The organism is Pseudarthrobacter sp. efr-133-R2A-89 (genome assembly GCF_030209315.1).
Lineage (GTDB): Bacteria > Actinomycetota > Actinomycetes > Actinomycetales > Micrococcaceae > Arthrobacter.
This window is the reverse complement of the sequence record NZ_JARVSE010000002.1, coordinates 465,192-490,641: the sequence shown is the minus strand read 5'-3', so window position 1 is coordinate 490,641 and position 25,450 is coordinate 465,192. Positions and strand designations below refer to the sequence as shown.

General features: G+C 66.9%; 28 protein-coding genes. 16 read left to right on the top strand and 12 right to left on the bottom strand.

Annotated elements, in window-relative coordinates; translation table 11 throughout:
• Both QRM95_RS05005 and QRM95_RS05000 read left to right on the top strand, forming a co-directional pair.
• Positions 1-891, top strand: a complete 891-nt coding sequence (locus QRM95_RS05005) for a TolB family protein (RefSeq protein ID WP_285246719.1) — start codon at positions 1-3, stop codon at positions 889-891.
• Positions 888-1,370 carry a heme-degrading domain-containing protein gene (locus tag QRM95_RS05000; protein ID WP_285246718.1) on the top strand — a complete coding sequence of 161 codons (483 nt, stop codon included), beginning with the start codon at positions 888-890 and terminating at the stop codon, positions 1,368-1,370. Before QRM95_RS05005 ends, QRM95_RS05000 begins: the two co-directional genes overlap by 4 nt.
• Positions 1,371-1,396: 26 nt before the next feature.
• Here QRM95_RS05000 and QRM95_RS04995 read toward each other — a convergent pair whose 3' ends face one another.
• Positions 1,397-1,750 carry a hypothetical protein gene (locus QRM95_RS04995; RefSeq protein ID WP_285246717.1) on the bottom strand — a complete coding sequence of 118 codons (354 nt, stop codon included), beginning with the start codon at positions 1,748-1,750 and terminating at the stop codon, positions 1,397-1,399.
• Positions 1,751-1,891: 141 nt separating this feature from the next.
• On the opposite strand from QRM95_RS04995, the gene QRM95_RS04990 reads away from it, so the two are divergent.
• Entirely contained in the window at positions 1,892-2,416 is a 525-nt protein-coding gene (locus QRM95_RS04990) for a DUF6328 family protein (RefSeq protein ID WP_285246716.1), read from the top strand.
• A gap of 32 nt (positions 2,417-2,448) precedes the next feature.
• Here the strand turns inward: QRM95_RS04990 and QRM95_RS04985 are convergent, their stop codons facing one another.
• The 3 genes from QRM95_RS04985 to QRM95_RS04975 form a co-directional block, all read right to left on the bottom strand.
• A complete protein-coding gene (locus tag QRM95_RS04985; protein ID WP_285246715.1) occupies positions 2,449-3,573 on the bottom strand; it encodes a glycerate kinase in 1,125 nt (374 codons plus the stop codon).
• Positions 3,574-3,672: 99 nt separating this feature from the next.
• Positions 3,673-4,137, bottom strand: a complete 465-nt coding sequence (locus tag QRM95_RS04980; RefSeq protein ID WP_285246714.1) for a hypothetical protein — start codon at positions 4,135-4,137, stop codon at positions 3,673-3,675.
• Between the two features lie 155 nt (positions 4,138-4,292).
• Positions 4,293-5,069 carry a class I SAM-dependent methyltransferase gene (locus tag QRM95_RS04975; protein WP_285246942.1) on the bottom strand — a complete coding sequence of 259 codons (777 nt, stop codon included), beginning with the start codon at positions 5,067-5,069 and terminating at the stop codon, positions 4,293-4,295.
• A gap of 208 nt (positions 5,070-5,277) precedes the next feature.
• On the opposite strand from QRM95_RS04975, the gene QRM95_RS04970 reads away from it, so the two are divergent.
• The 3 genes from QRM95_RS04970 (at position 5,278) to QRM95_RS04960 (ending at position 9,698) form a co-directional block, all read left to right on the top strand.
• A complete protein-coding gene (locus QRM95_RS04970) occupies positions 5,278-6,921 on the top strand; it encodes a sensor histidine kinase (RefSeq protein ID WP_285246713.1) in 1,644 nt (547 codons plus the stop codon).
• 19 nt (positions 6,922-6,940) lie between these two features.
• On the top strand, positions 6,941-8,491 hold the full coding sequence (locus QRM95_RS04965; protein ID WP_285246712.1) for a putative bifunctional diguanylate cyclase/phosphodiesterase: 1,551 nt from the start codon (positions 6,941-6,943) through the stop codon (positions 8,489-8,491).
• 175 nt (positions 8,492-8,666) lie between these two features.
• Positions 8,667-9,698 carry an EAL domain-containing protein gene (locus QRM95_RS04960; RefSeq protein WP_285246711.1) on the top strand — a complete coding sequence of 344 codons (1,032 nt, stop codon included), beginning with the start codon at positions 8,667-8,669 and terminating at the stop codon, positions 9,696-9,698.
• A 12-nt stretch (positions 9,699-9,710) separates the two neighbouring features.
• On the opposite strand, the gene QRM95_RS04955 is transcribed toward QRM95_RS04960, so the two are convergent.
• From QRM95_RS04955 to QRM95_RS04945, 3 genes are all read right to left on the bottom strand, one after another.
• On the bottom strand, positions 9,711-10,526 hold the full coding sequence (locus QRM95_RS04955; RefSeq protein WP_285246710.1) for a glycerophosphodiester phosphodiesterase family protein: 816 nt from the start codon (positions 10,524-10,526) through the stop codon (positions 9,711-9,713).
• A 28-nt stretch (positions 10,527-10,554) separates the two neighbouring features.
• Positions 10,555-10,818 (bottom strand): hypothetical protein, encoded by a 264-nt coding sequence (locus tag QRM95_RS04950; RefSeq protein WP_285246709.1) that lies wholly within the window; start codon positions 10,816-10,818, stop codon positions 10,555-10,557.
• A 106-nt stretch (positions 10,819-10,924) separates the two neighbouring features.
• Positions 10,925-11,743, bottom strand: coding sequence for an HAD family hydrolase (locus QRM95_RS04945; protein ID WP_285246708.1), 819 nt, complete (start codon positions 11,741-11,743; stop codon positions 10,925-10,927).
• A gap of 89 nt (positions 11,744-11,832) precedes the next feature.
• Here QRM95_RS04945 and QRM95_RS04940 point away from each other — a divergent pair, with 89 nt between their 5' ends.
• Positions 11,833-12,264: a LexA family protein gene (locus QRM95_RS04940; RefSeq protein WP_285246707.1), complete on the top strand. Its 432-nt coding sequence runs from the start codon at positions 11,833-11,835 to the stop codon at positions 12,262-12,264.
• Positions 12,265-12,290: 26 nt separating this feature from the next.
• Positions 12,291-13,571, top strand: a complete 1,281-nt coding sequence (locus QRM95_RS04935) for a Y-family DNA polymerase (protein ID WP_285246941.1) — start codon at positions 12,291-12,293, stop codon at positions 13,569-13,571.
• Positions 13,572-13,626: 55 nt separating this feature from the next.
• On the opposite strand, the gene QRM95_RS04930 is transcribed toward QRM95_RS04935, so the two are convergent.
• The 4 genes from QRM95_RS04930 to QRM95_RS04915 all read right to left on the bottom strand — a co-directional run bounded on the left by QRM95_RS04930 (position 13,627) and on the right by QRM95_RS04915 (position 15,514).
• Positions 13,627-13,773 (bottom strand): lmo0937 family membrane protein, encoded by a 147-nt coding sequence (locus tag QRM95_RS04930; RefSeq protein ID WP_109044233.1) that lies wholly within the window; start codon positions 13,771-13,773, stop codon positions 13,627-13,629.
• A 322-nt stretch (positions 13,774-14,095) separates the two neighbouring features.
• Complete coding sequence (locus tag QRM95_RS04925; RefSeq protein ID WP_285246706.1) at positions 14,096-14,704, bottom strand: maleylpyruvate isomerase family mycothiol-dependent enzyme; 609 nt, start codon at positions 14,702-14,704, stop codon at positions 14,096-14,098.
• A gap of 17 nt (positions 14,705-14,721) precedes the next feature.
• Positions 14,722-15,165 (bottom strand): SRPBCC family protein, encoded by a 444-nt coding sequence (locus tag QRM95_RS04920; protein WP_285246705.1) that lies wholly within the window; start codon positions 15,163-15,165, stop codon positions 14,722-14,724.
• Positions 15,158-15,514: an ArsR/SmtB family transcription factor gene (locus QRM95_RS04915; RefSeq protein WP_285246704.1), complete on the bottom strand. Its 357-nt coding sequence runs from the start codon at positions 15,512-15,514 to the stop codon at positions 15,158-15,160. Before QRM95_RS04915 ends, QRM95_RS04920 begins: the two co-directional genes overlap by 8 nt.
• A gap of 257 nt (positions 15,515-15,771) precedes the next feature.
• Here QRM95_RS04915 and QRM95_RS04910 point away from each other — a divergent pair, with 257 nt between their 5' ends.
• The 8 genes from QRM95_RS04910 (at position 15,772) to QRM95_RS04875 (ending at position 24,703) form a co-directional block, all read left to right on the top strand.
• Positions 15,772-16,950 (top strand): ABC transporter substrate-binding protein, encoded by a 1,179-nt coding sequence (locus tag QRM95_RS04910; protein ID WP_285246703.1) that lies wholly within the window; start codon positions 15,772-15,774, stop codon positions 16,948-16,950.
• A gap of 341 nt (positions 16,951-17,291) precedes the next feature.
• A complete protein-coding gene (locus QRM95_RS04905; protein WP_285246702.1) occupies positions 17,292-18,311 on the top strand; it encodes a VOC family protein in 1,020 nt (339 codons plus the stop codon).
• A 7-nt stretch (positions 18,312-18,318) separates the two neighbouring features.
• A complete protein-coding gene (locus QRM95_RS04900; protein ID WP_285246701.1) occupies positions 18,319-19,281 on the top strand; it encodes a fumarylacetoacetate hydrolase family protein in 963 nt (320 codons plus the stop codon).
• The gene (locus QRM95_RS04895; protein WP_285246700.1) at positions 19,278-20,309 is read left to right on the top strand and encodes a cyclase family protein; all 1,032 of its coding nucleotides are present in this window, start codon (positions 19,278-19,280) and stop codon (positions 20,307-20,309) included. Before QRM95_RS04900 ends, QRM95_RS04895 begins: the two co-directional genes overlap by 4 nt.
• 54 nt (positions 20,310-20,363) lie before the next feature.
• On the top strand, positions 20,364-21,488 hold the full coding sequence (locus QRM95_RS04890) for an FAD-dependent oxidoreductase (RefSeq protein WP_285246699.1): 1,125 nt from the start codon (positions 20,364-20,366) through the stop codon (positions 21,486-21,488).
• Entirely contained in the window at positions 21,485-22,558 is a 1,074-nt protein-coding gene (locus QRM95_RS04885) for an amidohydrolase family protein (RefSeq protein WP_285246698.1), read from the top strand. The genes QRM95_RS04890 and QRM95_RS04885 overlap by 4 nt, the downstream gene beginning before the upstream one ends.
• An 11-nt stretch (positions 22,559-22,569) precedes the next feature.
• Positions 22,570-23,571, top strand: coding sequence for a fumarylacetoacetate hydrolase family protein (locus QRM95_RS04880; protein WP_285246697.1), 1,002 nt, complete (start codon positions 22,570-22,572; stop codon positions 23,569-23,571).
• A 13-nt stretch (positions 23,572-23,584) separates the two neighbouring features.
• Positions 23,585-24,703, top strand: a complete 1,119-nt coding sequence (locus tag QRM95_RS04875) for a Gfo/Idh/MocA family protein (RefSeq protein WP_285246696.1) — start codon at positions 23,585-23,587, stop codon at positions 24,701-24,703.
• Here QRM95_RS04875 and QRM95_RS04870 read toward each other — a convergent pair.
• Positions 24,643-25,425 (bottom strand): SDR family NAD(P)-dependent oxidoreductase, encoded by a 783-nt coding sequence (locus tag QRM95_RS04870; RefSeq protein WP_285246695.1) that lies wholly within the window; start codon positions 25,423-25,425, stop codon positions 24,643-24,645. The genes QRM95_RS04875 and QRM95_RS04870 overlap by 61 nt on opposite strands.
• Positions 25,426-25,450: the final 25 nt, after the last annotated feature.

The following is a 25,450-nucleotide window of genomic DNA, read 5'->3' as shown; positions in this document are numbered from 1 at the left end:
ATGCGAACCCTCCTACCGGGCCAGCAGTGCCAGGTGTGGATCGCGTCGTTGACCGGGGAATCGACACTGCTGTTCAGCACGGACCGAATCCTCCTTGAGGCGCCCAACTGGTCCCTCGATGGATCATCGCTGATCCTGAACGGGGATGGGAAACTCTGGAGCCTTAACGTTGCCTCCGGCGGGCTTGCCGAGGTCCCGCTCACGGGCATCCCCGAGATCAATAACGACCATGTCCTGGCCCCTGATGGCGAAACCATCTTCCTGTCCGCCAATGACGGCCACATCTACCGCGGCGCACTCAACGGCGGCGCCGTCCAACGCATCACCAGCGACGACGGCTCACTCCACTTCCTGCACGGAGTGAGCCCGGACGGCAAGGATCTGGCCTACGTGGGAATCGAGGCGGGAGACTTTACCCGGCCCGGCCGGCTGATGACCATGCCGTCTGCCGGCGGTGCCGCCACCGGCGTGGACGTCGGGCCGGGCCACTGCGACGGGCCCGAATACTCGCCGGACGGGAAATGGCTCTACTTCAACACGGAGTCTTTCTCGACCACGCACGGTCATGCCCAGCTCGCCCGCATCCGTGCAGATGGCACCGGCTTCGAACAACTCCTCGAAAGCCGCACCGTCGACTGGTTTCCGCACCTTTCCCCCGACGGTCGCTGCGCCACGTATGTCCGGTTCCCGGGCGGTACGGAAGGCCATCCTGCAGACCGGCCGGTCGCCGTCGTCCTTGTCCCGACAGATGACTGGACCACTCCGCTGCACACCTGGCCGCTGTCCGGCGGCCAAGGAACCCTCAACGTCAACAGCTGGTCCCCGGACTCGACGCGCTTCGCGTTCGTTGCCTACCCGCTTGCCAGCCCCACGGAGGCCGATACAGCATGACCGAATCCCAGCGGCTCACCGAATTTCGCCGGCAGGAAGAGGAACTCGTCTTCGAAAGCTTTGACCACCATGCCGCCTGGCGGCTGGGATCGTTGATAGCCGGCCGTGCCATAACGGAAGGCTTCGGCGTGGCCATTGATATCCGCCGCCACAACGTGGTCCTCTTTCGCTGCATCCTCCCCGGCGCTACGGCAGACCAGGAGGAGTGGATCCGGCGGAAGTCCAACTCCGTGCTGCGGTTTGAACACAGCACCGCTTTACTCGCGGAGCAATTTTCGGACCGCAACCCGCTTGGAGGCGGCTGGCTGGACCCCGCCGACTACACCCTGGCCGGCGGCTCTTTCCCCCTGCGGGTGCGTGGAGCCGGCGTCATCGGCGCGGTTACTGTGTCCGGGCTGGCCTCCGATAAGGACCACCAGTTGGTGGTTGGCGGGATCCGGAACTACCTCAAAACGGTGGCCCCTGGAACCAGTACCTGATCCAAGGGCCACCGTCTTAGGTCGCTTTATCCGGCGTCGAAGCTCTCGTCGTCGTCATTGGGCGATTCCTCCTGCGGGAGGTCGTTTCCGCTGCCGTCCGGAAGGCCCGTGGCTTCCTCGCCGGATTCGGAGGAAACCGGCGACGAGCCCTGGGAATCGTCATTCGACTCATCGATTTCCGCGGCACTGGAGGGGAGGTCCATGTCGTGCGGGACGGGTTCCTGGCCCGCTTCCTGCTGGGGTGAGTTGGTGTCTGCGCCGGCGGAAGACCCGCCGCCGGACTCCTGGCCCTGCGTACCGGCCGCTTCCTGCTCGGCCGTGGGGGTGCCGTAACCGCCCGGGGCGGACTCGGGTTCAGCCTGCTGGTTTTCCTGCGTCATGCTTCCTCCTGCGTGCCAACTTCGGGTGATAATCAGCAAACTTATCAAATATGGGTGCAAGTGCAACGGGGGCGCCTTGTTTCCGGGTACGGGAGGAGTAGAAAGAAGACCTGGGACGTGGCCTGCGAGGAAGGAGGACCGGTGTCCGATGTGGAGGACTATACGGGCCGTACGGGACGGAATGAGACCCGCGAGGAGCAGCTGGACCGCAACTGGGCAGAACTCCTGCAGGAGCTTCGTGTGCTCCAGACCGGGGTGCAGATCCTGGCCGGCTTCCTGCTGACGCTGCCGTTCCAGCAGCGGTTTGCAACGCTTGATGGCGTGGAGGTGGGCCTCTACCTCGCGAACGTCGTGGTGGCGGCCCTGACCACCGCCTTCATCCTCCTGCCGGTCAGCGTGCACCGCAGGCTGTTCCGGAAACGACTGAAGGAAACACTGGTATCCAGCGCGGACACCATCACCAAGATTGCCCTTGGCGGCATCGCCCTGCTCAGCGCGGGCACGGCAGCCCTCGTCTTCGACGTCGCGGCCGGACGTTCGGCCGGAGTCACCGCCGGTGGAGCTTTGCTGGGCGTCATGGTGGTGCTGCTGGTATTCGTTCCGCTCCGACTCAACAGGCGGGCTTCGGCGAAGCCCGCCCCGCTCCCTCCCGGCGAGGCGCAGTAAGGCGGACTTGGGCCCCCTTAACCCCTGGCCGGTTAGGCGCCTTCGAGCACCTGGCTTGTTGCCCAGGCGAGGTACTTGCCCGCGTTGGCGACGGCGTCGTCCGGGCTCGCTGCGACGTCCAGCAACTGCGCCGCTGCCACCACGCCATGCCCGGCGAGGTCTTCCATGGTGACCAGGATCCGGCCGGCCACCACGATTACCGGAATCCCGCGCTCCCGGGCTGCATCCGCGAGCGCAATGGGCGCCTTGCCGGTCAGCGACTGCGAGTCCATGGACCCCTCGCCCGTGATCACCAGGTCCGCGCTGTCCAGCTGGCCGGCCAGGCCGGTCAGGCCGGCCACCAGCGCGAAGCCGCCCTCCAGCGTGGCGTCGGTGAAGGCAAGGAACGACGCCGGGAAGCCGCCGGCGGCGCCCGCTCCGGGGACGTTCACGTCCCGGCCCGTCACTTCCCGCAGTATGGACGCCCAGTTGCGCAGGCCGGCGTCGAGCAGTTCCGAAGCCTCCGGGTCCGCACCCTTCTGGGGGCCGAAGACGTGGGCTGCACCGGACGGGCCATACAGCGGGTTGCGGACGTCCACGGCGATCCGGAACGTGGTGGCCGCGAGCCTCGGATCCAGCCCGGACGTGTCCAGGGATACGACGTCGGCCAGCGACCCGCCGCCCAGCGGCACCACATTCCCGGCGGTATCCAGCGGCTTCAATCCCAAGGCACGCAGGGCACCGCTGCCGCCGTCGGTCATTGCCGAACCGCCCAGGCCCAGGACGATCTCGGTGGCCCCTGCGTCCAGGGCAGCGGCGATGAGCTGGCCGCAGCCGTAGCTGTGGGCTCGCAGGGCGTTGGGAGGGGTCGGTTCCATGTCGGCCAGCCCGGACGCCTGCGCCGTCTCGATCACTGCCGTGACCTTGCCGCCGGCCCTTTTGTGGATGGCCCAGGCGGCGCCGACTGGAGCAAGGATCGGTCCCACCACGGCGTTGAGCCGCTCCTCGTAACCGGCCGCTACGGCGGCCTCCAAGGTCCCCTCCCCGCCGTCGGCGATGGGGAACTGGGTGGCCACGGCATCCGGGTAGACCCGCAGCGCCCCCTCAGCGATGGCGGCGGCCGCTTCCGCCGCCGTGAGGGACCCCTTGAACTTGTCCGGAGCAATAAGAATGCGCATGCGCTCCATCATGCCAGCATGCGCTGGGAAAGCGCTTGCCGTAGCGTAATACGGACGCCCCGGATGCCGGAAATGCGGCCCGCCAGGCGGGTCGGCAGGTCAGGCGGGTCGGCGGAGTTCCGGCTCGAAGGACCCGTCGGTGGCGCCGGAGCGCCCACGTGGTCCGGTGGCGAGGCCGGGCCGGTTCTCGGGCACGGCCATCAACGGGACGGCGAATGTCACCACGGGCCGGCTGGCGTCATCCTCGGACCTGACGGTCAGGCTCCTGGTGCCGGGAGGCACCGACGGGGTAAAGACCTGCAGGTTGCGGGTGCCCACCGTGGCCGAATCCTGAAGGGCGTATTCGGTCCCGAAGTGATCCTGGAGAATGAGCCGCGGCTCGGGCGCACCGTCCGCGGGCAGATGGATGTTGACCACCAGCCCGGCCCCCCACACCTCCACGGACAGGATGGTGAATTCGGCAGCGGCGGTGACGTGCCACCCGTAGGTGGGCGGCAGCAGCAGCCTGCGGAGCGCCCCGGACGGAATGAACTTACGGGTGCTGTTGCCTTGGTCCCCTGCCACAGCTGCTTTCCTTTCCTGCGGCCCAATTGATAAGCGCACTTACCATGGAGCCCCCGGATCCGCCCCATGTCAAGGACCCGGGCGAGCACTGTGTGGATGGACTGCGGAGATGCGCACAGGCCTGCGGAAACGTGCGGAAAAGCAGGGCCAGCGCGCTACCGCCGGGGCCGGACCACTGCGTAATATCCGGGCACCCGGTCCTGCCCGGGGACGCCCGTCACCGGATTGGTTTCGATGGCAACCTGGCCGTCTTCCAGGACATCCCAGTCCGACGGCGGGAACGCCCGTTCGCGTTCTTCGGGGCCAAAGTGGCCGGGCATCGGCAACCCGCGGATGGCCAGTTCCAGCGGCGCCGGGATGCCGCGCGTGGTGGCACCAAGGTGGGACACGTACTCCACCGGGTTCCCGTGGAAGTTGGTTTCCGCCATGAAGACGGTGCCGCGGTTGCCGGCAAGGGTCCCCAGGTTCCTGACGAGCGCCTTCTGGTGGGCGGGATCGAGGACGTGCAGGACTCCGCGAATGAAGACATTGGCGCCATCAGCACCCGCCTGGATGGACTCTGCCAGGGCAGCGCCGGCGCCGGGAGCTGTCATATCGCGCGCTTCGAAAGCGGGGTTGGCAGTTCCCGCGGACTGCCGCCGCGCCATATCAACCGCGTGCGGTGAAACATCTACGCCAATAACCCGCGGAAAGACACCCGCGAGCGCCCGGGTGAAACCGCCGTGGCCGCAACCGGCGTCCACCACCGGGAGGGCCGGGTCCAGATAGCGCAGGAGATTGTCCTGGTAGCCGAGGAACTCGTGGTCGCTGCCCGAATCCCACAGGACCTCGCCGCCAGGGCCCGTGGCGGTGATACCAGCCCAATACTGGTCCCACGCCTTGTGCCGGTCCTTGGGAGCGCTCCGCGACAACCTGACGAGCTTGGGGATCATCAGGTACTTCCGCCAGGCGGACGGCGTCGATTTAGTTCGGGAGGACACGGCTCAAATATATGTTCCCGCCCCCGCAGGCGGCGCACCTTGCGCTACATTACGGCGCGCCCCGGCCCTGGGCGGCCGATTCGGCCATGGAACGGCCATGGTGGCCCCCGGCACACCGCATCCCCCTACAATGTACTCAACTGGGAGGGAAGGGAGCACTGTGACGGCTGTCCCGAGTGACGCGCGCCTGCCCCGCACCGCCGTCGTCGCCGATCCCGACGCCGGGCGCCTGGCCCTTAACGCACAGGCACTGCGGGAGGCCGGCTACACCGTTCTTGAAGCCGCCGACTCCGCGTCCCTGGCCCGGCTGCTGGCTGCCGGCGAGCCTTCCATCATCGTCGCCGACGCGCCGCTGTCAGCGGTCCGGACGAATGCCCCGGTCCTGGTGATGGTGGACCTGGACGATCCCGCGGACATCGAGGCGGCGAACCCCGCCGGCATCCACGACTGCATCACCAAGCCGCCCGCACCCCGGGAGCTGGTCCACCGCGCGTCGGTCCTCATCGAGCAGGTATCCCGCCGCCGCGCGTCACGGCAGGAGGCGGAGGGGCTCCGCGAGCAGCTGCGGGAAGTTTCCGCGGCAGTGCGCGCCACCAACGATCCCCAGGAAATTGCCAACCACGTCGTGGCCGGATTCGGCCGGACCTTCAAGGCCGACTACGTTGTCCTGGCCACCTTCGAGGACCACAGGGTCCCGGTGATCACGGCCACCTGGCGCCGGCGCGGGCTGGTGGAGCTGCGCCCCGAAGCCCTGCCTGGCGAGGACGAAGCCCGAGCCACGGCAGATGCCCTCTGGGCGGGCACGGAAACGCTGTCTGCCGACGGAAGCGAGGCCGCCGCGGATCCCGCCGCCAGGCCGGCACCCGCCGTAGCCGGCGCCGCCTCCACCCTGGCGGTTCCCATCGGTGAAGGTAACTCGTCCCTGGGCATCATCTGGATCGCCACGATGGAGCGGCCCAGGACCTGGTCAAGCGCCGAGCTCGGGCTGATCCAGCACGTCGCGGGCAACGCCGCGTACGGACTGATCCAAAGCCACCTGATTAACAGCCAGCAGCAGGTGGTCAAACAGCTGCGGGAACTCGACAAGGCAAAGACGGACTTCCTAGCCACCGTGAACCACGAGCTGAGGACGCCGCTGACCTCGATCATGGCGTACCTGGACATGATCCAGGAAAGCACTGAGCACCCGGTATCCAAGGAAGTCCACCAGATGCTGGACATCGTGGTCCGCAACACCGAACGGCTGCGGACGCTCATCGAAGACATGCTCAGCGTCTCGCGTGGCGGACTCGATGACACCATGATGCACTTGGCGCCAGTACGCCTTGGGCAAACCCTTGACCTGGTGGCCGCCGCGCTGCGGCCGCTGGCCACGCTGCAGAACGTCACCATCGACGTCGACCCCGTTCCAGAGGATCCGGAGATCCTGGCTGACGAGGTGCAGCTCCAGCAGGTCTTCACCAACCTGGTGTCCAACGCCATCAAGTTCACGCCCAGCGGCGGACGCATCGAGGTGGGCAGTGAGTCCCACGCCGGTGCCGACGGATCCAAATGGGCCACCGTCCGGATCGCCGATACCGGCATCGGCATTTCCAGCGACGAGATCAACCACGTGTTCACGCGCTTCTACCGGGCTTCCAATGCCATGAGCGGGGCCATCCCGGGCACGGGCCTGGGCCTGGCCATCTCCAAGGACATCGTGGACCGCCACGGCGGCAGCATCGAGGTGGCCTCCACCCTGGGTGCCGGGACCACTGTGACAGTCAGCCTTCCCCTTGGCACCGACCACGTCCAGGTCAACTAAGCGGGAAGGAGGACTGGCGATGTTTGCCGACGACGACCCCCGGCTTTCCCAGCTGCTGGAAGGCATTGTCCGTCTCGCTTCCGGCGACCTCACCTCCCGGATCGAGGTCTCCCCCGCCCGGGACGAACTCGACGCCATCATCATGGGCACCAACCTGCTCGCCGAGGATTTGGAGATCATCTACCAGGAACTCGAACAGCGGGTCCAGGTCCGGACCCAACTCCTGCACGAGGCCCACCTGGAAATGCAGAAAATGGCGATGCAGGACCCCCTGACCGGCCTGGCAAACCGGTCCGCCCTCATCGAAGCCCTTCGGACCGCCCTGCTGGCCGCGGACGGAAGGGGCCTGGAACCGGCCGGGGAGTGCCCGGCGATCCTGCTGATGGATCTGGACTCGTTCAAGTCCATCAACGACAGCCTGGGACATACCGCCGGCGACCAGGTGCTGGTGACTGTGGGCGAACGGCTGCGGGGCGCGGTGCGCGTTTCCGACGTCGTTGCCCGCCTGGGCGGCGACGAATTCGCCATCGTGATGCCCACGGCATCGCCGGACCAGGCCGCCATCGTGGCACACCGCATCCTGGCGGCGCTCAGCGAACCCATCGAGCTCCCCGGCCGCAGCGTGCGCTGCGGTGCCAGCATCGGGCTCAGCCTGGGCAGCGAGGGCCAGAGCCCGGAGGACATGCTGATGGAGGCCGACGTCGCCATGTACGCCTCCAAGGCGGAGGGCCAGAACAAGCTGCACCGGTTCGAACCCGCGCTGCTGCTGATGCGGCGCCTCCGCAGCCAGCTGGTGGATGACCTGCGCGCAGCCATCAAGGAGGATGGCCTGACCCTCTACTACCAGCCGGTGGTTGAGCTCAACACCGGACGCGTCGAGGGCGTGGAGGCGCTGGTCCGCTGGAACCATCCCACCCGGGGCTTCATCATGCCGGACGAGTTCATCCCGCTGGCGGAGGAGGCGGGGCTGATCTCCGAGCTGGGCCTGTGGGTCCTCAGGACCGCTGTGTGGCAGCTGCGGGAATGGATCGACAGCTCGCTGGTGGACAGCGATTTCTCGGTGCGGATCAACATCTCCGCCACGGACCTCCAAAGCCTGCAGTTCATCGAGGACGTGCGCAACGTCCTGAAGGAAACCCGCGTCCGGCCCGACCAGGTGGTCCTGGAACTGACGGAAGTGGCAATCGTCAAGGGCAATGAGCTGGACCGATACTCGCTGGGCGGCCTGCGGGGCCTGGGCGTAGGCATTGAAATCGACGACTTTGGCACCGGCTACTCATCCATCAGCTACCTCCGCCGCTTGCCGGTGGACCGGGTCAAAGTTGACCGGTCGCTGATCACCGGGCTGGAGAGCGACCCCAGCCAGCCTGCCCTGGTGGCAGCAGTCCTCCAGCTGGTGCGTGCCTGCGGGCTGGAAGCTGTCTGGGAGGGGGTGGAAACGGCGGAGCAGGCGGAAATCCTTCGCAGCCTGGACTGCCGCAGCGCCCAGGGCTACTACTTCGGCCGGCCGGTCCCACCCGACCAGATTCCAGGTTTATTGAAAGAGCGGGCGGAAAGCGCTAACCAGTAGTGCGCAAACTACTGCGCTTTTGTGGCCGCCGTTATACGATCAGCGTGCGGTGTCCGGCTTTTTCGTCGCCGCGGAATTTCAGGTCTCACAGCAGCACCGGACTCTAAAAGGCGTTTTTGAAATTGAACATTAATGGGCCAATGGGTCATTACTTCGTCAACTGGGGGCGTAGCTAATGTCGGTTCGTGTACAAGCATGGGGAATTATCGCCGCAGTACTCTCGGATACGGATCCCGCGGGGGCCGCTGTCCGGCAGCGGCTGAGCGACAGCCTCGACGAGAATCCCGGCGTGCCCGAGCGGGCCCTGCTGGAATATCTCCTGGAGGCCCGGAAGAGCGACGCCAACACGGCGGAAACCATTGAATCCGTACGGCAGATGCGCCTGGCGCCGCCCGTACTGCCACCGAAGCTGGCCGAACAGCTGGACGCCATCCGCAGCGCCTCCCGGATCAGCGCCCTGCTGGAAAACCACATGCTGATGACCGCCTTCCAGCCCATCTACGGGCTGGAGGGAAAGGCCGTGGTGGGTGTGGAGGCGCTCTCGCGCTTCGTCAGCGACGACGGCGCCACCGCCGAACTCTGGTTTGCCGAGGCAGAGGCCGTGGGCCTGGGCGCGAACCTTGAGTTCTCCGCCCTGGGCTCGGCTGCAGCAGCTGCCCGTGACCTGCCCGGTTCCCTCTACGTGTCCCTCAACATCTCCCCCACGTCCTGCATGGACCCGCGGCTGCCCGAACTGTTCGAGCACATCGAGCTCCCCATCGACCGGGTGGTGCTCGAATTGACGGAAGACATTCCGGAAGAGGAATACCTTCAGTTCATCTCCGCACTCAATCCCCTCCGCGAAAAGGGCCTCCGGATCGCCGTGGACGACACCCACACCGGAGCCGGCGCCCTGAGCCGCATGATCCACCTGCGCCCGGACTTCCTCAAGGTGGGCCGCAACGTGATCGGTGACGTGGACAAAGACGGCGTCCAGCGCGCCCTCGCCGCTTGCCTGGTGGACTTCACGGACCAGATCGGCATCACCCTGGTGGCCGAAGGCATTGAGACAGTGGGCGAGCTGAAGGTCCTGACGGAACTCGGCATCAGCGCCGGCCAGGGCTACCTGCTGGGCCGCCCCTCGGTACGGCCTGAGGACTGGGCCAACTGGAACACCCGCCTGGACGTGGACGGCCTGGAACGCCACCTGGCCAGCCCCGGCGAGTAGCCGGCACGGAACCTACCGGGGTTCCTGCGCCGGCGGCCACTGGCCGCGTGCACTGAGCACCTCGCGCAGCAGGTCCGCACGGTCCGTGACGATGCCGTCCACTCCGAGCTCGAGGAGGCGGTGCATCTCAGCGGCCTCGTTGATGGTCCAGACATGCACCACCAGGCCAAGGTCGTGGGCGCGGCGGATGAAGCCTGCGGTGACCACGGGGACCCGTCCGTACCGCACGGGAACCTGCAATGCCTGGATATCGCGGAGCGGCCGGCGCATGATCCGGCGGAAGGCCGCCCGCGGAAGGACAGGTCCCAGGAGGGTGAAGAGGGCATTCGAGGCCACGCCGGCGGAGGAGGCCACCGGCCGGCTGAGCAGCTTCAGCACCGCCCGCCGCCGCCGGTCCGAAAAGCTGGTGACCAGCACCCGGTGGTGCACCTGGTGCCGCTCGATCGCGGCGGCAGTGCTCCGCACCGAATCCCAGTCCTTGACGTCGAGGTTCAGCCTGGCCTCCGGCAGGCCGGTGACCAGCTCGTCGAACGTGGGAATGGGTTCACGGCCGTCGATCCGCGCCTTCGCCACCTCTGCGGCGGCAAGGTCCCCGACCCTTCCTTTGCCGTCGGTCACCCGGTTCAGGAATTCATCGTGGAACAGCAGCAGCACGCCGTCCGCCGTGGTGTGGACATCCGTTTCGAGATAGCGGAAGCCGAGTTCGATGCCGGCGCGGAACGCGGCCATGGAGTTTTCCAGCCCGTCCACCGAGAAGCCCCGGTGGGCCATGGCGATGGGAAGCTGCCGCCCGGCGTCGTCGGGGTGTTGAAAAAAGGGCAGGGTCACCCTGCGAGCGTACCCGAGGCCCGCACCGTCAGTCCCGGCAGTCGGTCTCGCCGCAGGGCAGGATGTCCACGCCGTCGCCGCAGTGCAGCAGGACGCGTCCGCGGCCGCCATCCAGGTGGACCCAGACGGCGCTGTGGTCTGCGGTGATGGTGTCCACTACCCCGCTCGCTTGGAAGCCGGGTGACAGCAGGACGCGGACTCTGTCGCCCTGGCGCAACTGCTTCCAGTGCGGATCAGGCGTTGCCTTGCGCAGCGGCGCGTCTGCTGCGCGCTGTTTGACGCTTCGTGCCATCGGAACCCCCTGTGAGCCGGCCGGTGAGGGGCGAACCCTCCACGCTTGACGCTACAGGCGAAAGGTAAACGCCAGGTGAGCGCCAGCTGGAAGTATGGGGCGGGAGTCAGGAAAACTGGACGCCCAGGGCTGCCAGCCTGGCCTCGAGGACCTGGGCCACGCCGTCGTCGTCGAAGTGCGGTGCCTGCCGGCCCGCCGCTCTGATGGCCTCGGGGTGGCCGCTGGCCATCGCGTAACCGTGCCCGGCCCAGCGGAGCATCTCGATGTCGTTGGGCATGTCGCCGAAGGCGACCACGTCGGCGGCATCGATGCCCAGTGCGGCCGCGTACTCGGCCAGGGTGACGGCCTTGTTCACGCCCGGAAGGGACAGTTCCAGCATGGCGACGCCGGGCGAGGAGTGGGTGGCGGCGGCCAGGTGTTCGACGGCGGGCGCCACCTCGGCGAGGAAGTCATCCGGGGTGCCCTCCCGGACAATGGCCAGGAATTTGACCACGGAATCGTCCCCCGTGAGCGTTTCATGGAGCGGCGCCGGAGTGAATTCGGCGAGGAGTTCGCTGGATTCGTTTTCGATGAAGCCCGGCTCAAGGTGGAACCCGGTGAGCGTTTCCGCTGCGAACAGCGCGGCGGGCCGGAGTTCCTTGATGATGCGCCGGATGTCCAGGACGGAAGCGGTGGCCAGCGCGCGGGCGGATACCAGTCGGTCCGCTTCCAAGTCCCAGACGACGGCACCGTTGGAGCAGATCACCCGTCCGGCGTGGCCCAGCTGCTCCTCGAGCGGGTGCAGCCAGCGCGGGGGGCGCCCGGTGACGAAGACCAGTTCGACGCCGGCATCCCGGCAGGCGTGGAAGGCGCGTATGGTGCGCGGGCTGATTTTTCCGTCGTGCCCAAGGATCGTTCCGTCAATATCGCTTGCAACCAGCCGCATCCTGCAAGTCTACGTTGGCCGCCGGGTCCCGTTGTCGGCCTCCGGCGCTACACTGAAGTATCGAACATATTTTCGAATAAGGGTGTGTTGTGGGCGTTGTTATCGGTCCCCGCGTGATAGATGCGGGCGCCTCCTTGTTGTCCGTGCTGATCGCGCCCGTGGCAGTGGCGGCGGGGTTTCCGTCGCCCGCACAGGACTATTTCGATGGCCGGATCGACCTGAACGCCCACCTGATCAAGGACATCACCAGCACGTTCGTGGTCCGGGTAACCGGGGACTCCATGGAAGGCGCGGGCATCAGCGACGGCGATGAACTCATTGTGAACCGGGCCCTGGAACCGCGGGACGGGTCTGTGGTGATCGCCGTCCTGGACGGAGAACTGACGATCAAGCGCCTTCGCATCACCGTCAACGGAGTGGTGCTACAGGCGGAAAACCCGCGGTATCCGGACATTCGGGTACCGGCCTTGTCCGAGCTGACCATCTGGGGCGTTGCCACCCGGTGCCTGCATCATGTGTGAGGTGCCTCGTGGCTAAACCGGCTCCCATGCGGCGCATGCCGCAGATCGCCCACGTGGACGTCAACTGCTTCTACGCGTCGGCGGAGCGCGCCTTCGATCCCTCCCTGGAAGGCCGGCCGCTCGTCGTCCTGTCCAACAATGACGGCTGCGCGGTTACCCGGTCCCCCGAGGCGAAAGCCCTCGGCATCTCCACCGGGGAACCCTGGTTCAAGCTCGCGCCGCGGGCCAAAGAATGGGGCCTGGTGGCCAGGTCCAGCAATTATGAGCTGTACGGGGACATCAGTGCCCGCGTCATGGAGCTGCTGGGCCGCTACTCGGCGTGGCTGGAGGTGTACAGCATTGACGAGGCGTTCCTCGGCGTCAAGGGCGGCCCGGACCAGTTGCTGGTCCTTGGCCGCGGGATCAAGGAGGCCGTGCTGCGGCATGTCGGGGTTCCTGTGTGCGTAGGGATAGCTCCCACCAAAACACTGGCCAAGCTGTGCAACAAGTGGGCCAAGAACAATCCCGCATTTGGCGGAGTGTGCCTCTGGGAGTCAGTGCCGCCGCCGGTGCGGGAGGGTTTGATGGGCCGGTTGCCCGTGGACGAGATCTGGGGCGTCGCCGGGCGCCTGGCCAAGCGCCTGAATGCCATGGGGGTCTTCACCGTGCTGGACCTGATGCACGCCGACCCGGTGGTGATCAGGGGAAAGTTTTCGGTGGTGCTGATGCGTACGGTCCTCGAACTGCGCGGCACTCCCTGCATTCCCATGGAGGAGGAGCGCGTTGGCCGCGACCAGTTGATCTTTTCCCGCTCCTTCGCCACCCCGGTGACCACGCCTGCCGGTTTGCGGGAGGTGCTGGGTATTTACAGCCAGCAGGCGAGCGCACGCCTGTCCAAACATGGGCTCCAGGCAAAGGTGCTGACGGCGTTCGCAGCCACCTCGCCGTTCCGGAACCAGGAGCAGGCGTACCCTTCGGTGTGCGTCCGGCTTCCCGTGCCCACCGCGGATCCGCTCCTGCTCACCAAGGCCGCGCACGCGCTGCTGCCGAAAATCCGGGAAGGGCTCAAATACGCGAAAGCAGGCCTGATGCTGACCGATCTTCGGCCCACGGGCAACCAGCCGCCGCTGGAGCCTTTCGAGAACAGGCACGAGGAACGCGGCATCGGGCCGCTGCTGGAGGATGTCAGCCGCCGCTTTGGGCGGGGTTCCATCGGATTGGGGTACGCAGGGGTCAAGTCCGGCCTTGACTGGACCATGAAGCGCAATATGCGTTCACCCCGGTACACAACGCATTGGGACGAACTGCCGCTGGTGAAGGCCGCCTGACCCTTGGGGTCCCCGCCGGCGGCACCACGGCCGGCGGCAGGGACCCTTGTGCCCATCAGGCGCGGGACCTGCCGCGGACGAAATGGAAGATCAGGACTACCACGGCAACAACCAAAAGGATGTGAATGAGCCCGCCGCCAATGTTGGCGAGCAGTCCGAGGAGCCAGAGAACGGCGATGATAATAGCGATCCAAAGCAACATGATTTTCTCCTGCATTGTTATTCGTTGGAACTGGTGCACGTGCAGTACGGCGCCTTAGCCGGGCCTACTGCAAGGAATACTCCCCTACCTCCCACTCCAGGCCCCCATGCCGCTTCCATTCATCAGCACGGCCGGTAAAACATCGCAGTGACCTGCTGAATCCCCACACCTAAATTGCGTGGCAAATCCCAGACTATTTCAGGATGCCCCTGCTGGAAATGGCAGGGCATCAAAAAATAAACGTGTCCCCTTTGCGCGGGATTTCGCGCCAGGATGCAGTATCCCAACAGTTCGCAGCGAACACGCCGGGGCCGGGGCAGGATCAGGCGGTGGTGAACCGGGCAGTTGCCCCGCCGGCGAGGGCACCGTTGGGCAGCCGGCGGTCCATGAGCACCATCAGGAGATGATGAGCGGCGCCGCGGAGGGGTTCGCCGTCTCCGAAGGCCCAGTCCAGATCGGTGGCTTCGAGCCGGACGCCGGACAGGTCAAGGCGGAAATGCTTCCGGCTGAGCGGGCTGGCCGCGTGGTCGAGGACCGTGAGGAGGCTTGCGTCGCTGACCGGATGTTTGAGGCCGAGCGGGATGGTGATGTCCAGGCCATGGACGATGTCGTGGGTAAGGGCTCCCTGGAGTCCACCGCCTGGTGGCTTCCACAGCGTGTCCTCGTTCGCCCGCCAACGGTGAAGCAGGGTGCTGACCGGCTCCTGGGCGTCGTGGCGCGCGACCCGATCCGCCATGCGGGTGAAGTTGCCGCGGGAGCGGAGCAGCTCGCCGATGAACCGCGGGGTGGAGAAGCGCAGGGGCATGGCCATGTGCGCGACGACTTCCCGGACACGCCAGCCGGCGCAGAGCGAGGGGGCGTCCCACGCCTGCTGGGGCAGCAGTTCCAGGGTCTTGGTAAACGCCCGCCGCTCGGCTGCTATGTTCGCCATGGGCTGGCGGTCCGCACTCATCGGTGAGCTCCGGCGTGCTGGGCCAGGTAGGTCTCGAAGCGGTCCAGTGAGGTGAGGAATCCGGCCTGGGCTGCGGGATCCAGCATTGGTGCCGGAACGTTCGTTTGTTCGATGTCGACTTGGGTGCGGCGTGTTCCGAGCTCGGTGAAGGTGATGGTCACGGTCAGCCCCGAGTGGTCCTCAATCCACGACAGGCGCTCGGGCGGGTTCACCTCAACGTACCTTGCGCTGGTCGGGTAGGTGCTGCCGTCGACGTCGTTGACCATGACGGTGGTGAAGGCACCTCCGACCCGGGCATCCACGGTGATTGTGTCCAAGGGCGTGGTGACGCCGGCCGGACCCCAGAAGTGGGTCAGGTGCTCGGGTTCGACCATGCAGCTGAAGACCAGCTGCCGTGGCGCCTCGAAGATGCGGGTGAAGCGGAGGGTGTTCTCATTCATGGCGGTCTCCATTCGGGGGTTCCTGCAGGTTGCGGAGGTGTTGGTCGAGCTTGTCGAAGCGCTCAGACCAGAGGCGCCGGCTCTCCTCGATCCAGCCGGCAGCCACGTCGAGGGCCTGCAACTCCAGGTGGCAGGGGCGGAACTGGGCTTTCCGGCCTCGACTGATCAATCCCGATCTTTCGAGGACCTTCAGGTGCTTGGAGATGCCCGGAAGGCTCAAGTTGAACGGTTCCGCCAGTTCGTTGACGGTGGCGTCGCCGGCGGCGAGCCGGACAACGATGGCCCGGCGCGTCGGGTCGGAAAGAGCGCTGAACATCGCGTCGAGCCGCTGATCTTCCACAACTGTCATGTAGGCCTCCGAAATTTCTCCATCTCAGTATTTTACTGAATGGCTAATTAACCGTCAAGCAAAATACAGTCCTGGCATCCGCCGCTGCGGGCCGGCGGGGCCGCACGCAAAAAGACGCTTCACGACGTTTTTTGACGCCGCGCGACGCCGCGTTGCGCCTTCGCGTCGCCGGGTGAACCAGTGCGACACGAACGATTGTGGCCCCGGAGAGCGCTCCGTAACCTCGTCTCAGCATCCGCCCCAGCAAAGGAATCCCCATGACCAACCCGCAGGACAACGGTCCGCAGAACCCGCAGAAGTCCACGCGCATCGTGGCCGGCCAGCCAGCCAAACCCAAGCGCCCCTTGGGCCTGAAAATCGGCATCGCCGCCGCAATCCTGGCCCTGGTTGGCGGTGGCGCCGCCGTCGCCTCCGCCGTCAACAGTGGCGCCCCGGCCGCAACCCAGGAAAGCGCCCCGTCCGGCAACCCGGCAGCCGAGCTGAAACTGGGCTACTTCGGCAACGTCACGCACGCCCCGGCCCTGGTGGGCGTCAGCAAAGGCTTTATCGCCGACGAACTGGGCAGCACCAAACTCAGCACCCAGGTTTTCAATGCCGGTCCGGCCGCCATCGAAGCCCTGAACGCGGGCGCCATCGATGCCACCTACATCGGCCCCAACCCGGCCATCAACTCATTCGTCAAGAGCCAGGGCCAATCGGTGAGCATCATCGCCGGAGCTGCCGCCGGCGGAGCGCAGCTCGTGGTCAAGCCGGAGATCAACTCCGCCGCAGACCTCAAGGGCAAGACCCTCGCATCGCCCCAGCTGGGCGGCACCCAGGACGTCGCCCTTCGGGCCTGGCTCTCATCGCAGGGCTACAAAACGAATGTGGACGGCAGCGGCGACGTCGCCATCAACCCCACCGAGAACGCCCAGACGCTCAAGCTGTTCCAGGACGGAAAGCTCGACGGCGCGTGGTTGCCGGAGCCCTGGGCCTCCCGTCTGGTGCTGAACGCCGGCGCCAAGGTGCTGGTGGATGAAAAGGACCTGTGGGACGGCTCCCTCTCAGGCAAGCCGGGCGAGTTCCCCACCACCATCCTGATCGTCAACCAGAAGTTCGCGGCGGACCACCCGGACACCGTCAAGGCGCTGCTGAAGGGCCACGTGAAATCGGTTGAGTGGCTGAACAGCGCTTCTGCCTCCGACAAGGCCACGGTGATCAATTCCGCCTTGAAGGAAGCCGCCGGCGCGGAGCTGAAACCGGATGTCATTGACCGGTCCCTGAAGAACATCGTCTTCACCGTGGACCCGCTTGCCGGAACCTACCAGAAGCTCCTGGCCGACGGCGTGACCGCCGGCACCACCAAGCAGGCCGACATCAACGGCATCTTCGACCTGCGGGCGCTCAACAGCGTGTCCGGCGGGAAGACCTCGGCTGCCGGCCTCGGCAAGGAATAGTCCCGCCGCACGCCCGCTCACTTATTACCCCTTTTAGGTCAACGCCCGCTCACTCCCTTCAGGAAAGTGAGCGGGCGTTGCCGTTTTGGGAGCAACAAGTGAGCGGGCGTCGCCGTTTTGGGAGCATGAAGTGAGCGGGCGTTGCCGTTTTGGGAGCATGAAGTGAGCGGGCGTTGCCGTTTTGGGAGCAACAAGTGAGCGGGCGTTGCAAGGGGAGGGAGTATCAGCGTGGCGGATATCTGATATCGAAAACCTGCCATTCCCCGGATATATGAAGTGCCTCACAGTGGTAACAGGACCTGCACCAAACCGCAGCCGGTAAAACCCAGAAGGACTTCAACGTGGAAACTCCCCTCTCCCATCTTGCCCACCTCGAAATCACCAGCCCGGACGTCGAAGCGTCCGCACGGTTCTACGAGGAAAAGTTCGGCATGCGCATCGTCGACCGCGTGGACGGCAACGTCTACCTCCGCTGCTGGGGCGACTACTACCGCTACAGCCTGGTGGTCACCGAAGGACCGGAAGCATCGCTGGGCCGGATGGCCTGGCGAACAAACTCGCAGGCCGCCCTCGAAGCAGCCGCCCAGCGCATCGAAGCGACCGGAGTGCAGGGCACCTGGACCGCAGGCGGCCACGGCTACGGCAAGGCCTACGAATTCACGGGCCCCTACGGCCACCACATGCGCCTCTTCTACGACGTGGAAAAGTTCGTCGCCGAGCCCGGCTTCGAATCCACCTACCCGGACCGGCCGGAGCGCCGCAGCAGCCACGCCGCAGCACCGCGCTTCCTGGACCACGTCACCGTCGCAGCCTCCGACGTCCGCGGTTTCGCCAAGTGGTACGGCGACGCCCTGGGCTTCCGCGTGATGGCCTTCGTGGACCTGGACGAAGCACCCATCACCGTGTTCTCGGTCCTGACCACCAACGAAAAATCCCACGACCTCGGCGTCGTCAAGGACACGTCCCAGCGTGCCGGCCGTGTCAACCACATCGCCTTCTGGGTGGACACCACCGAGGACCTGCTCCGCACCGCGGACGTCATGATGGAAAACGGCACCGCCATGGAATACGGCCCCTCCATCCACGGCGTGGGCGAGCAGAACTTCCTCTACTTCCGCGAACCGTCCGGCCTGCGCGTCGAGCTGAACTCCGGCGGCTACCGCAACTACGTCCCGGACTGGGAGGCCAACACCTGGAAGCCGTCGGAGGGCTCCAACAACTTCTACAAGAACGGCGCCATGCCGCACTCCATGACCGAATCGTTCCCACCGGCTGAAGGCTTCACGGCCACCGAGGAAGGCGCGTCGCCGGAGATGAAGGAAGCCCTCCTGAACCCGTACGCCAAGCAGGGACGGGGCTAACGGCACCATGGCCGAAGCACCTTACGCACTCATCCGGTTCCAGGAGCCTGGCGGCAGCAAGGCCCGCGCGGGCCTGCTGGTTGATGACAGGGTCCTGCCCCTGGACGGGGACATCAACTCCCTGATCGAGCACTGGGACACCACGGAAGGCCAGCTGGATGCCCTGGCTGCCTCTGCGGGAAAGGACACCGGCCTGGCGATGGCCGACGTCGAAATCCTTGCCCCGGTGGAGCCGGCCCAGATCCTGCAGACCGGCGCCAACTACCGCAAGCACGTGGTCGACCTGGCCGTGGCGCACCGCGAGCCGGGCGAAGACGCGGAAGAGGTGCGCGCCAAGACTGCCGCGATGATGGACAAGCGCGCGGGGCAGGGCACGCCGTACTTCTTCATCGGGCTTCCGACGGCGGTCGCGTCCGCCACGGACGACCTCACCCTGCCCGCCTACAGCAAGTCCCACGACTGGGAGCTGGAACTGGCCGCGGTGATCGGGAAGACGGCGTTCCGGGTCACCCCCGAAGAAGCCCTGGAGCACGTCTTCGGGTACACCATGGTCAACGACATCACCACCCGCGAGTACGTCTTCCGCAAGGACATGCCCGCCATCGGTTCGGACTGGTACCGCGCCAAGAACGCCCCCGGCTTCCTGCCCACGGGACCGCTGCTGGTGCCCGCCAAATTCTTCGGCGACCCGCAGGACGTCCAGGTGACCCTGAAGCTCAACGGCAAGGCCATGCAGGACGAATCCACGCAGGACATGATCTTCGGCGTTGCCAAACTGGTCAGCGAAGCCTCGCAGATCATGCCGCTGCGCCCCGGCGACCTTGTCCTCACCGGCAGCCCGGCCGGCAACGGCCAGCACTGGGGACGGCTGCTCCAGAACGGCGACGTCATGGAAGGCACCATCACCGGGCTGGGCACCCAGCTCATCCACTGCAAGGACGAAACTCCAACCGAAAGCAGCAAGCCGTGACCACCCAGGACACAGCAACCGGCGCCGGGGAATCCATTGATTCCCCGGTTATCCGGCGTGAGGATCCGCTCGGCAGCATCCGCGCCATGGCCCGGGAACACAGCAACTGGGGCCGTTGGGGCCAGGACGACGTCCTGGGCACCCTGAACTTCATCGACGCCGCCAAGCGGATCGAGGCCGCCGCGCTGGTCAGCACCGGGGAGGCGTTCTCCCTCTCCCAACCGTTCGATACCAACGGCCCGCAAAAAGGCTGGCGCCGCCGCACCAACCCGGTCCACACCATGACTGACACGGGCGTTGACGCCGAACGCGGCAACCAAGGCTTCCCGCACGGCTTCGGCGGCGCTGACGACGTGATCGCCATGCCCCTGCAATGCTCCACGCAGTGGGACGGCCTGGGCCACATCTTCGACCAGGGCAACGCCTGGAACGGCCGGGCCGCCGGCGACGTCGTCACCTCCGAAGGCGACCTGGTCACCGGCATCGAAACAGCCGCGGCGAAGATCGTCACCCGGGGCGTCCTGCTCGACGTCGGCCGGGCGCTTGGTCCCGACCTGGGACGGAACGACGGCGAACTGCCGGACGGTTTCGCCATCACCCCCGAGCACCTCGAGCGGACCATTGAACTCCAGGGGCCCAGCTCCGAGGTGCGGCGCGGCGACATCGTGGTGATCCGCACCGGGCAATACACCCGGGTGCGCCGCGACGGCTGGGGCGACTATGCCGGCGGTTCCGCCCCCGGGCTGTCCTTCACCACCGCGCCGTGGCTGCACCGCAGCGAGATCGCCGGCATCGCCACCGACACCTGGGGTTTCGAAGTCCGGCCCAACGAGTTCGACGGCGCCTTCCAGCCCCTCCACCAGATCGCCATCCCCAACCTTGGCCTGTTCCTCGGCGAGATGTGGGATCCGGACGCCCTGGCCGAGGCGTGCGCGGCGGACGGCAGGTACGACTTCCTGCTGACGGCCGCTCCCCTCCCCATCACCGGTGCCGTGGGATCACCGGTCAACCCGATCGCCGTCCGGTAGCTTTCACTACAACAAACCACCAGCAGTAACGCCGTCAATACAAAGGAGTCAGCGATGGCAGCAGTACAGAACGTCGGAATCGTGGGGGCGGGAGCCGCGGGGCTGGCCGCCGCCATCCTCCTGGCCGACGCCGGAATCCGGGTGGAAGTCCTCGAGAAGGCAGACGCCCCGCAGACCCTTGGGTCCGGCATCACGCTGCAGGGGAACGCCTTGCGCGTCCTCCGCCAGCTCGGCGTCTGGGACCAGGTGGAGGCCAAGGGCTACGCCTTCAGCACGCTCGGCCTGCGGGCCCCGGACCCGGCCGGCACGGTGCTCGCCGTCCTGGAGGACATCCGCACCGGCGGCGACGACCTCCCGGCCACCATGGGCATGTACCGGCCGGACCTTACAGCCATCCTCCGTGAACGTGCGGAACAGGCGGGTGCCCGGATCAGCTACGGCCGGACGGTCACCAGCATCACGGACGACGACGGTTCGGTCACCGTGGGCACCACCGACGGCGGCACGGCCACTTACGACCTCCTGATCGGCGCCGACGGCCTGCACTCGGCCGTCCGCAAGGCCATTGGCATCGACGTGGAACCCCATCCAACCGGCATGGGCATCTGGCGGGCGTTCGTGGAACGGCCGGCGGAGGTGGTCCGGACCGACCTCACCTACGGCGGCCCCTGCTTCATTGCCGGCTACTGCCCCACCGGCCCGGACACCATCTACGCCTACCTGGTGGAGAAGGCCCAGGAACGCAAGCACGAGGACGGCCCCCGCATCATGGCCGAACTCGCAGCAGCCTATGGCGGGCCGTGGAACGAGATCCGCGCCAACCTGGACCACAGTGCCCGCATCAACTACACGTGGTTCACCACCCATCTGGTGAACGGACCCTGGAACCGCGGCCGCACGGTGATCATCGGCGACGCCGCGCACAGCTGCCCCCCAACGGTGGCACAGGGTGCCGCCATGGCCCTGGAGGACGCCGCCGTCCTGGCCGAGCTGCTGATCAAGGCCGACGACGTCACCGAGACTCTGTTCAAGGAGTTCAGCGACCGCCGGCTGGACCGCGCCACGGCAGTGGTGAACGCCTCGGCCCAGCTGGGCCAGTGGATGCTCGACGGCGTCCGCGACGCCGATGTGCCCGGCCTGATGCACGGTCTGTCCGTCATGTTGAAGGAGCCGGCATGAGCACCCGTCCCGGCCCGAACCCCACGGTGGATGTGCACGCCCACATCCTGCTGCCGGCCCTCCAGCAGCTGGTGGCCGAGGCCGATCCGGAGGGCTTCGGCGCCCAGCAGGCCCTGGAGGTGCGCCGCAACGGACCCGAATCCATGGCCGCCTCGGGCCGGATGATCAAGGAACGCTGGCCGCAGCTGACGGACCTGGACCGTCGGCTGGCGGACATGGACGCCCAGGGCGTGGACGTGCAGCTGGTCTCGCCGTCGCCGTCGCACTTCTACTACTTTGCGGGCGAACAGCTCGCCCTGGACGTGGCACAGGAGGCCAACCAGGCGGTGCGGGCGTTCGTGGACCGCGCGCCCGCCCGGCTCAACGGGCTGGGCCTGGTCCCGCTCCAGCACCCGGGCCTGATGGCGGATGCCTTGGAACACGCCGTCCTGGAGTGCGGCCTGCTGGGCGTCGAAATCGGGTCCTTCGCCGCCACTCCCGGGGACCCGGAACGGAGCACCGTTGAACTCTCGGACCCCCGGCTGGAACCGTTCTGGACCCGCGCCGAAGAGCTGGGCGCCGTGGTGTTCCTGCACCCGTTCGGCTGCTCGCTCGATGAGCGGCTGGACCGCTTCTACCTGGCCAACACCGTGTCCCAGCCGGCCGAGAACGCGGTAGCCCTGTCCCACCTGATTTTCAGCGGTGTCCTGGACCGGCACCCCGCCTTGAAGGTCCTGGCCGCCCACGGCGGCGGCTACCTGCCCACCACGCTGGGCCGGTCGGACCGTGCCTGGAAAGTGCGTCCGGAGGCTCATGGGTGCGCCGCGCCGCCGTCGTCCTACCTGCGGAAACTGTACTTCGACTCACTCGTCCACAGCCCGGCTGAACTGCGGGCCCTTGTTGCCGCCGCCGGGCCGGAGCAGGTGCTGCTCGGCTCGGACTACCCGTTCGACATGGGGTCCGACCTTCCGGTGGACGAAGTGGAAGCCGCCGCACTCCCGGCCGACGACGAGTCCCGGGTCTTGGGCGGCAACGCACGGGCCCTGGGCATCACCGCGGCAGCCGCCCTGGCCACCCGCCCCAACGCATAAGGAAACCCCACATGGTCAAGATTGCCCGTTGGAACCACGACGGCGGGACGCGGTCCGGCTTCGTGGACGGCGAACACTGCTACGCGCTGCCCGCAGGCCAGTCCGTACAGACACTGCTCGATGCCGGCCTGCAGGAGACACTCGACCTTGCCCGGAAAGTCACCGCATCCGCCGCACCCGTACCGCTGGCGGAGGTGCGGCTGCTGGCCCCGCTGGAACCGGCCACCATCCGGGACTTCGTGGCGTTTGAAGAGCACGTGGAGGGAGTGCGGAAAAGCATCGACGGCGTGGCCGGCGTAGTGGCCGAATGGTACGAGGCACCCACGTTCTACTTCACCAACCCGCACACCGTCACCGGTACGGGCGAGGTGATTGGGATTCCCGCAGGCTGCACGGACCTGGACTTCGAAACGGAGGTTGCCGCCGTCGTCGGGCGCGTCCCCGGGAGCGACGGACGGAACCTGGACGCCGAGCAAGCCCACCGGCACATCTTTGGCTACACCGTACTCAACGACTGGTCCGCCCGGGACCTCCAGCGCCGGGAGATGAAAGTCAGCCTGGGTCCGTGCAAAGGCAAGGACTTCGCCAACACGCTGGGGCCCTGGATTGTCACCGCCGACGAATTCGAGGCCCTGCACGACGCCGAGGGCTTCCTGCCGATCTCGATGTCCGTCGAAGTCAACGGGCATCTGATCGGGCAGGACCTGCTCTCCAACATGGGCTGGCCGTTCGCCGAGCTGGTGGCCTATGCGTCGCAGGATTCCGTGGTGCGGCCCGGGGACGTGCTGGGCTCCGGCACCTGCGGCAGCGGCTGCCTGGCCGAGCTCTGGGGCCGGAACGGGGCACAGACTCCCCCGCCGCTGAAAACCGGCGACGTGGTCCGGATGACCGTGGAAGGCATCGGCAGCATCGAGAACAGGGTGGGTGACCGCCGCGAGGCCGTGACCCGGGTTCCGGCCCGGACCCGGCCGCGGAACCGCAGCATCCAGCCAGCCCCCGTGGCCTCCCCCTAAAGGAGAACTGAGAATGACAGGTCAACCGTTGAGGGTCGGCATCTTTGGAACCGGCGGCATCGCCGAACGGGCCATGGTGGAACCCTCCACCCTCGTCGACAGTGTGCAGGTCATCGCGGTCGGCTCCCGCGACCCTGAGCGCGCCCGGGCCTTTGCCGACCGGTTCGGGATTGAGGCGGCCGGTGACTACGCCAGCGTGATGGCGAATCCCGACGTCGACCTCGTATATGTGGCACTCCCGCCGACGGCCCATGCGGAGTGGGCGGTTGCCGCGCTGCGCGCAGGCAAACACATTCTTTGCGAAAAGCCGCTCTCCGCCAACGGAACCGACGCGCGGGCCATTGCCGACGCTGCCGAGACCACCGGTCGCTCGGCGTTCGTCGGATTCCATTACCGACTTCACCCGTTCACCCAGCGGCTGCTCGACGTGATCGGATCGGGTGTGCTCGGCGACATCGACGACGCCTCGATCGACTTCAGCATCCCCCATTTTGTGGTGAAGCCCGGCAACATCAGGCTGAACGGCGACCTGGGCGGCGGGGCCGTGATGGACGTCGGCTGCTACGCCATCGACCTCCTGCGGGCGGCGTGGGGTGAGGCGCACGTCGTATCGTCGTCGGCCCGGCTGTACGACGGCGATCCCCGCGTCGATATGCAGACCGATTTCGTGCTGGCGTTCGATACGGGCATCAGAGCACGGGTCCGGGCCTCGTTCCTGGGCGATGACAAAGGTCAAATGTCGCTGACCATCGTCGGCTCCGCAGCAACCCTGCACGCGACAAGCGTCATCGTTCCGCAGTGGGGAGCCACACTGCGCGTCACTGCCGGCGAGAACCTGCTCATCGACGAAAAGGCCATGGAGGGTGAATCGAGTTACGTCGCCCAGCTTGAGCACCTCGTGGACGTGCTCGCCAGCGATGGCCCGTCACCCCTCACGGCAGCGCACGCCACGGCCACGATGGCCCTCGTCGACGACGTCTACCGCGCAGCGGGGCTGCAGCCCCGCTGCGGTGCCGCCCAACTGGCACCCCACCTTCGCCACGGTCATGCCGTGCCCCTGCAGCCCATCTGTCAGCCCGGCAGCACAGCCGACCAGCCGCCGTCCACCATCAGGTTCGCTCCCGTCACATAGGACGCCTCGTCGGACGCCAGGAACAGCGCGCAGGCGGCCACTTCCTCCGGCGCGCCAATCCTGCCCAGGGGAATGCTGCCGGCGATGGTCCGCATGGGGTGGTCGGGAGCGAGGAGGTTGCCCTCGGTGGCGGCGGTGCGGATCATGCCTGGGCTGACGGCATTGACACGCAGCCCGTGCGGCGCCCCTTCGGCCGCCAGCTGTTTGGTCATGGCCACCACGGCTCCCTTGGTGGCGGTGTGCGCCAACCGGCCATTGGTCATGGAGCCCGTCACCCCGGCGGTGGAACCCACCAAAACGATGGCGGCGTTCCGCGCGGCGATCAGCTGCGGCCAGAAGTACTTCACGGGCAGGAACACCACGTCCATCTCGTGCTCCACGTTCCACTTCCAGTCGGCGAACGTGAGCCGCTCCACCGGCGCGAAGCGCGTGACGGCCGCATTGGCATAGAGGATATGGACCTGCCCGTGGGCTTCCGCGACCTCCCGGGCCCAGGCGGCCACGGCGGCCTCGTCCGTCAGGTCCACCCGGCTGCTGCCCATCCGGCCCCCGGCCGCGGTGACCGCCGCGACCGTGGCTGCCGCGCCTTCGTCGTCCATGTCGCAGCCCACCACCACGGCACCCGCCGCAGCGAACGCGAGCGCCGCGGCCCTGCCCTGGCCGCTGGCCGTTCCGGTGATGACGGCGGTCTTGCCGGCCAGGCGCTGGCTGGAAACGGGCATGGAGTTCCTTCCGAAAGCATGTTTC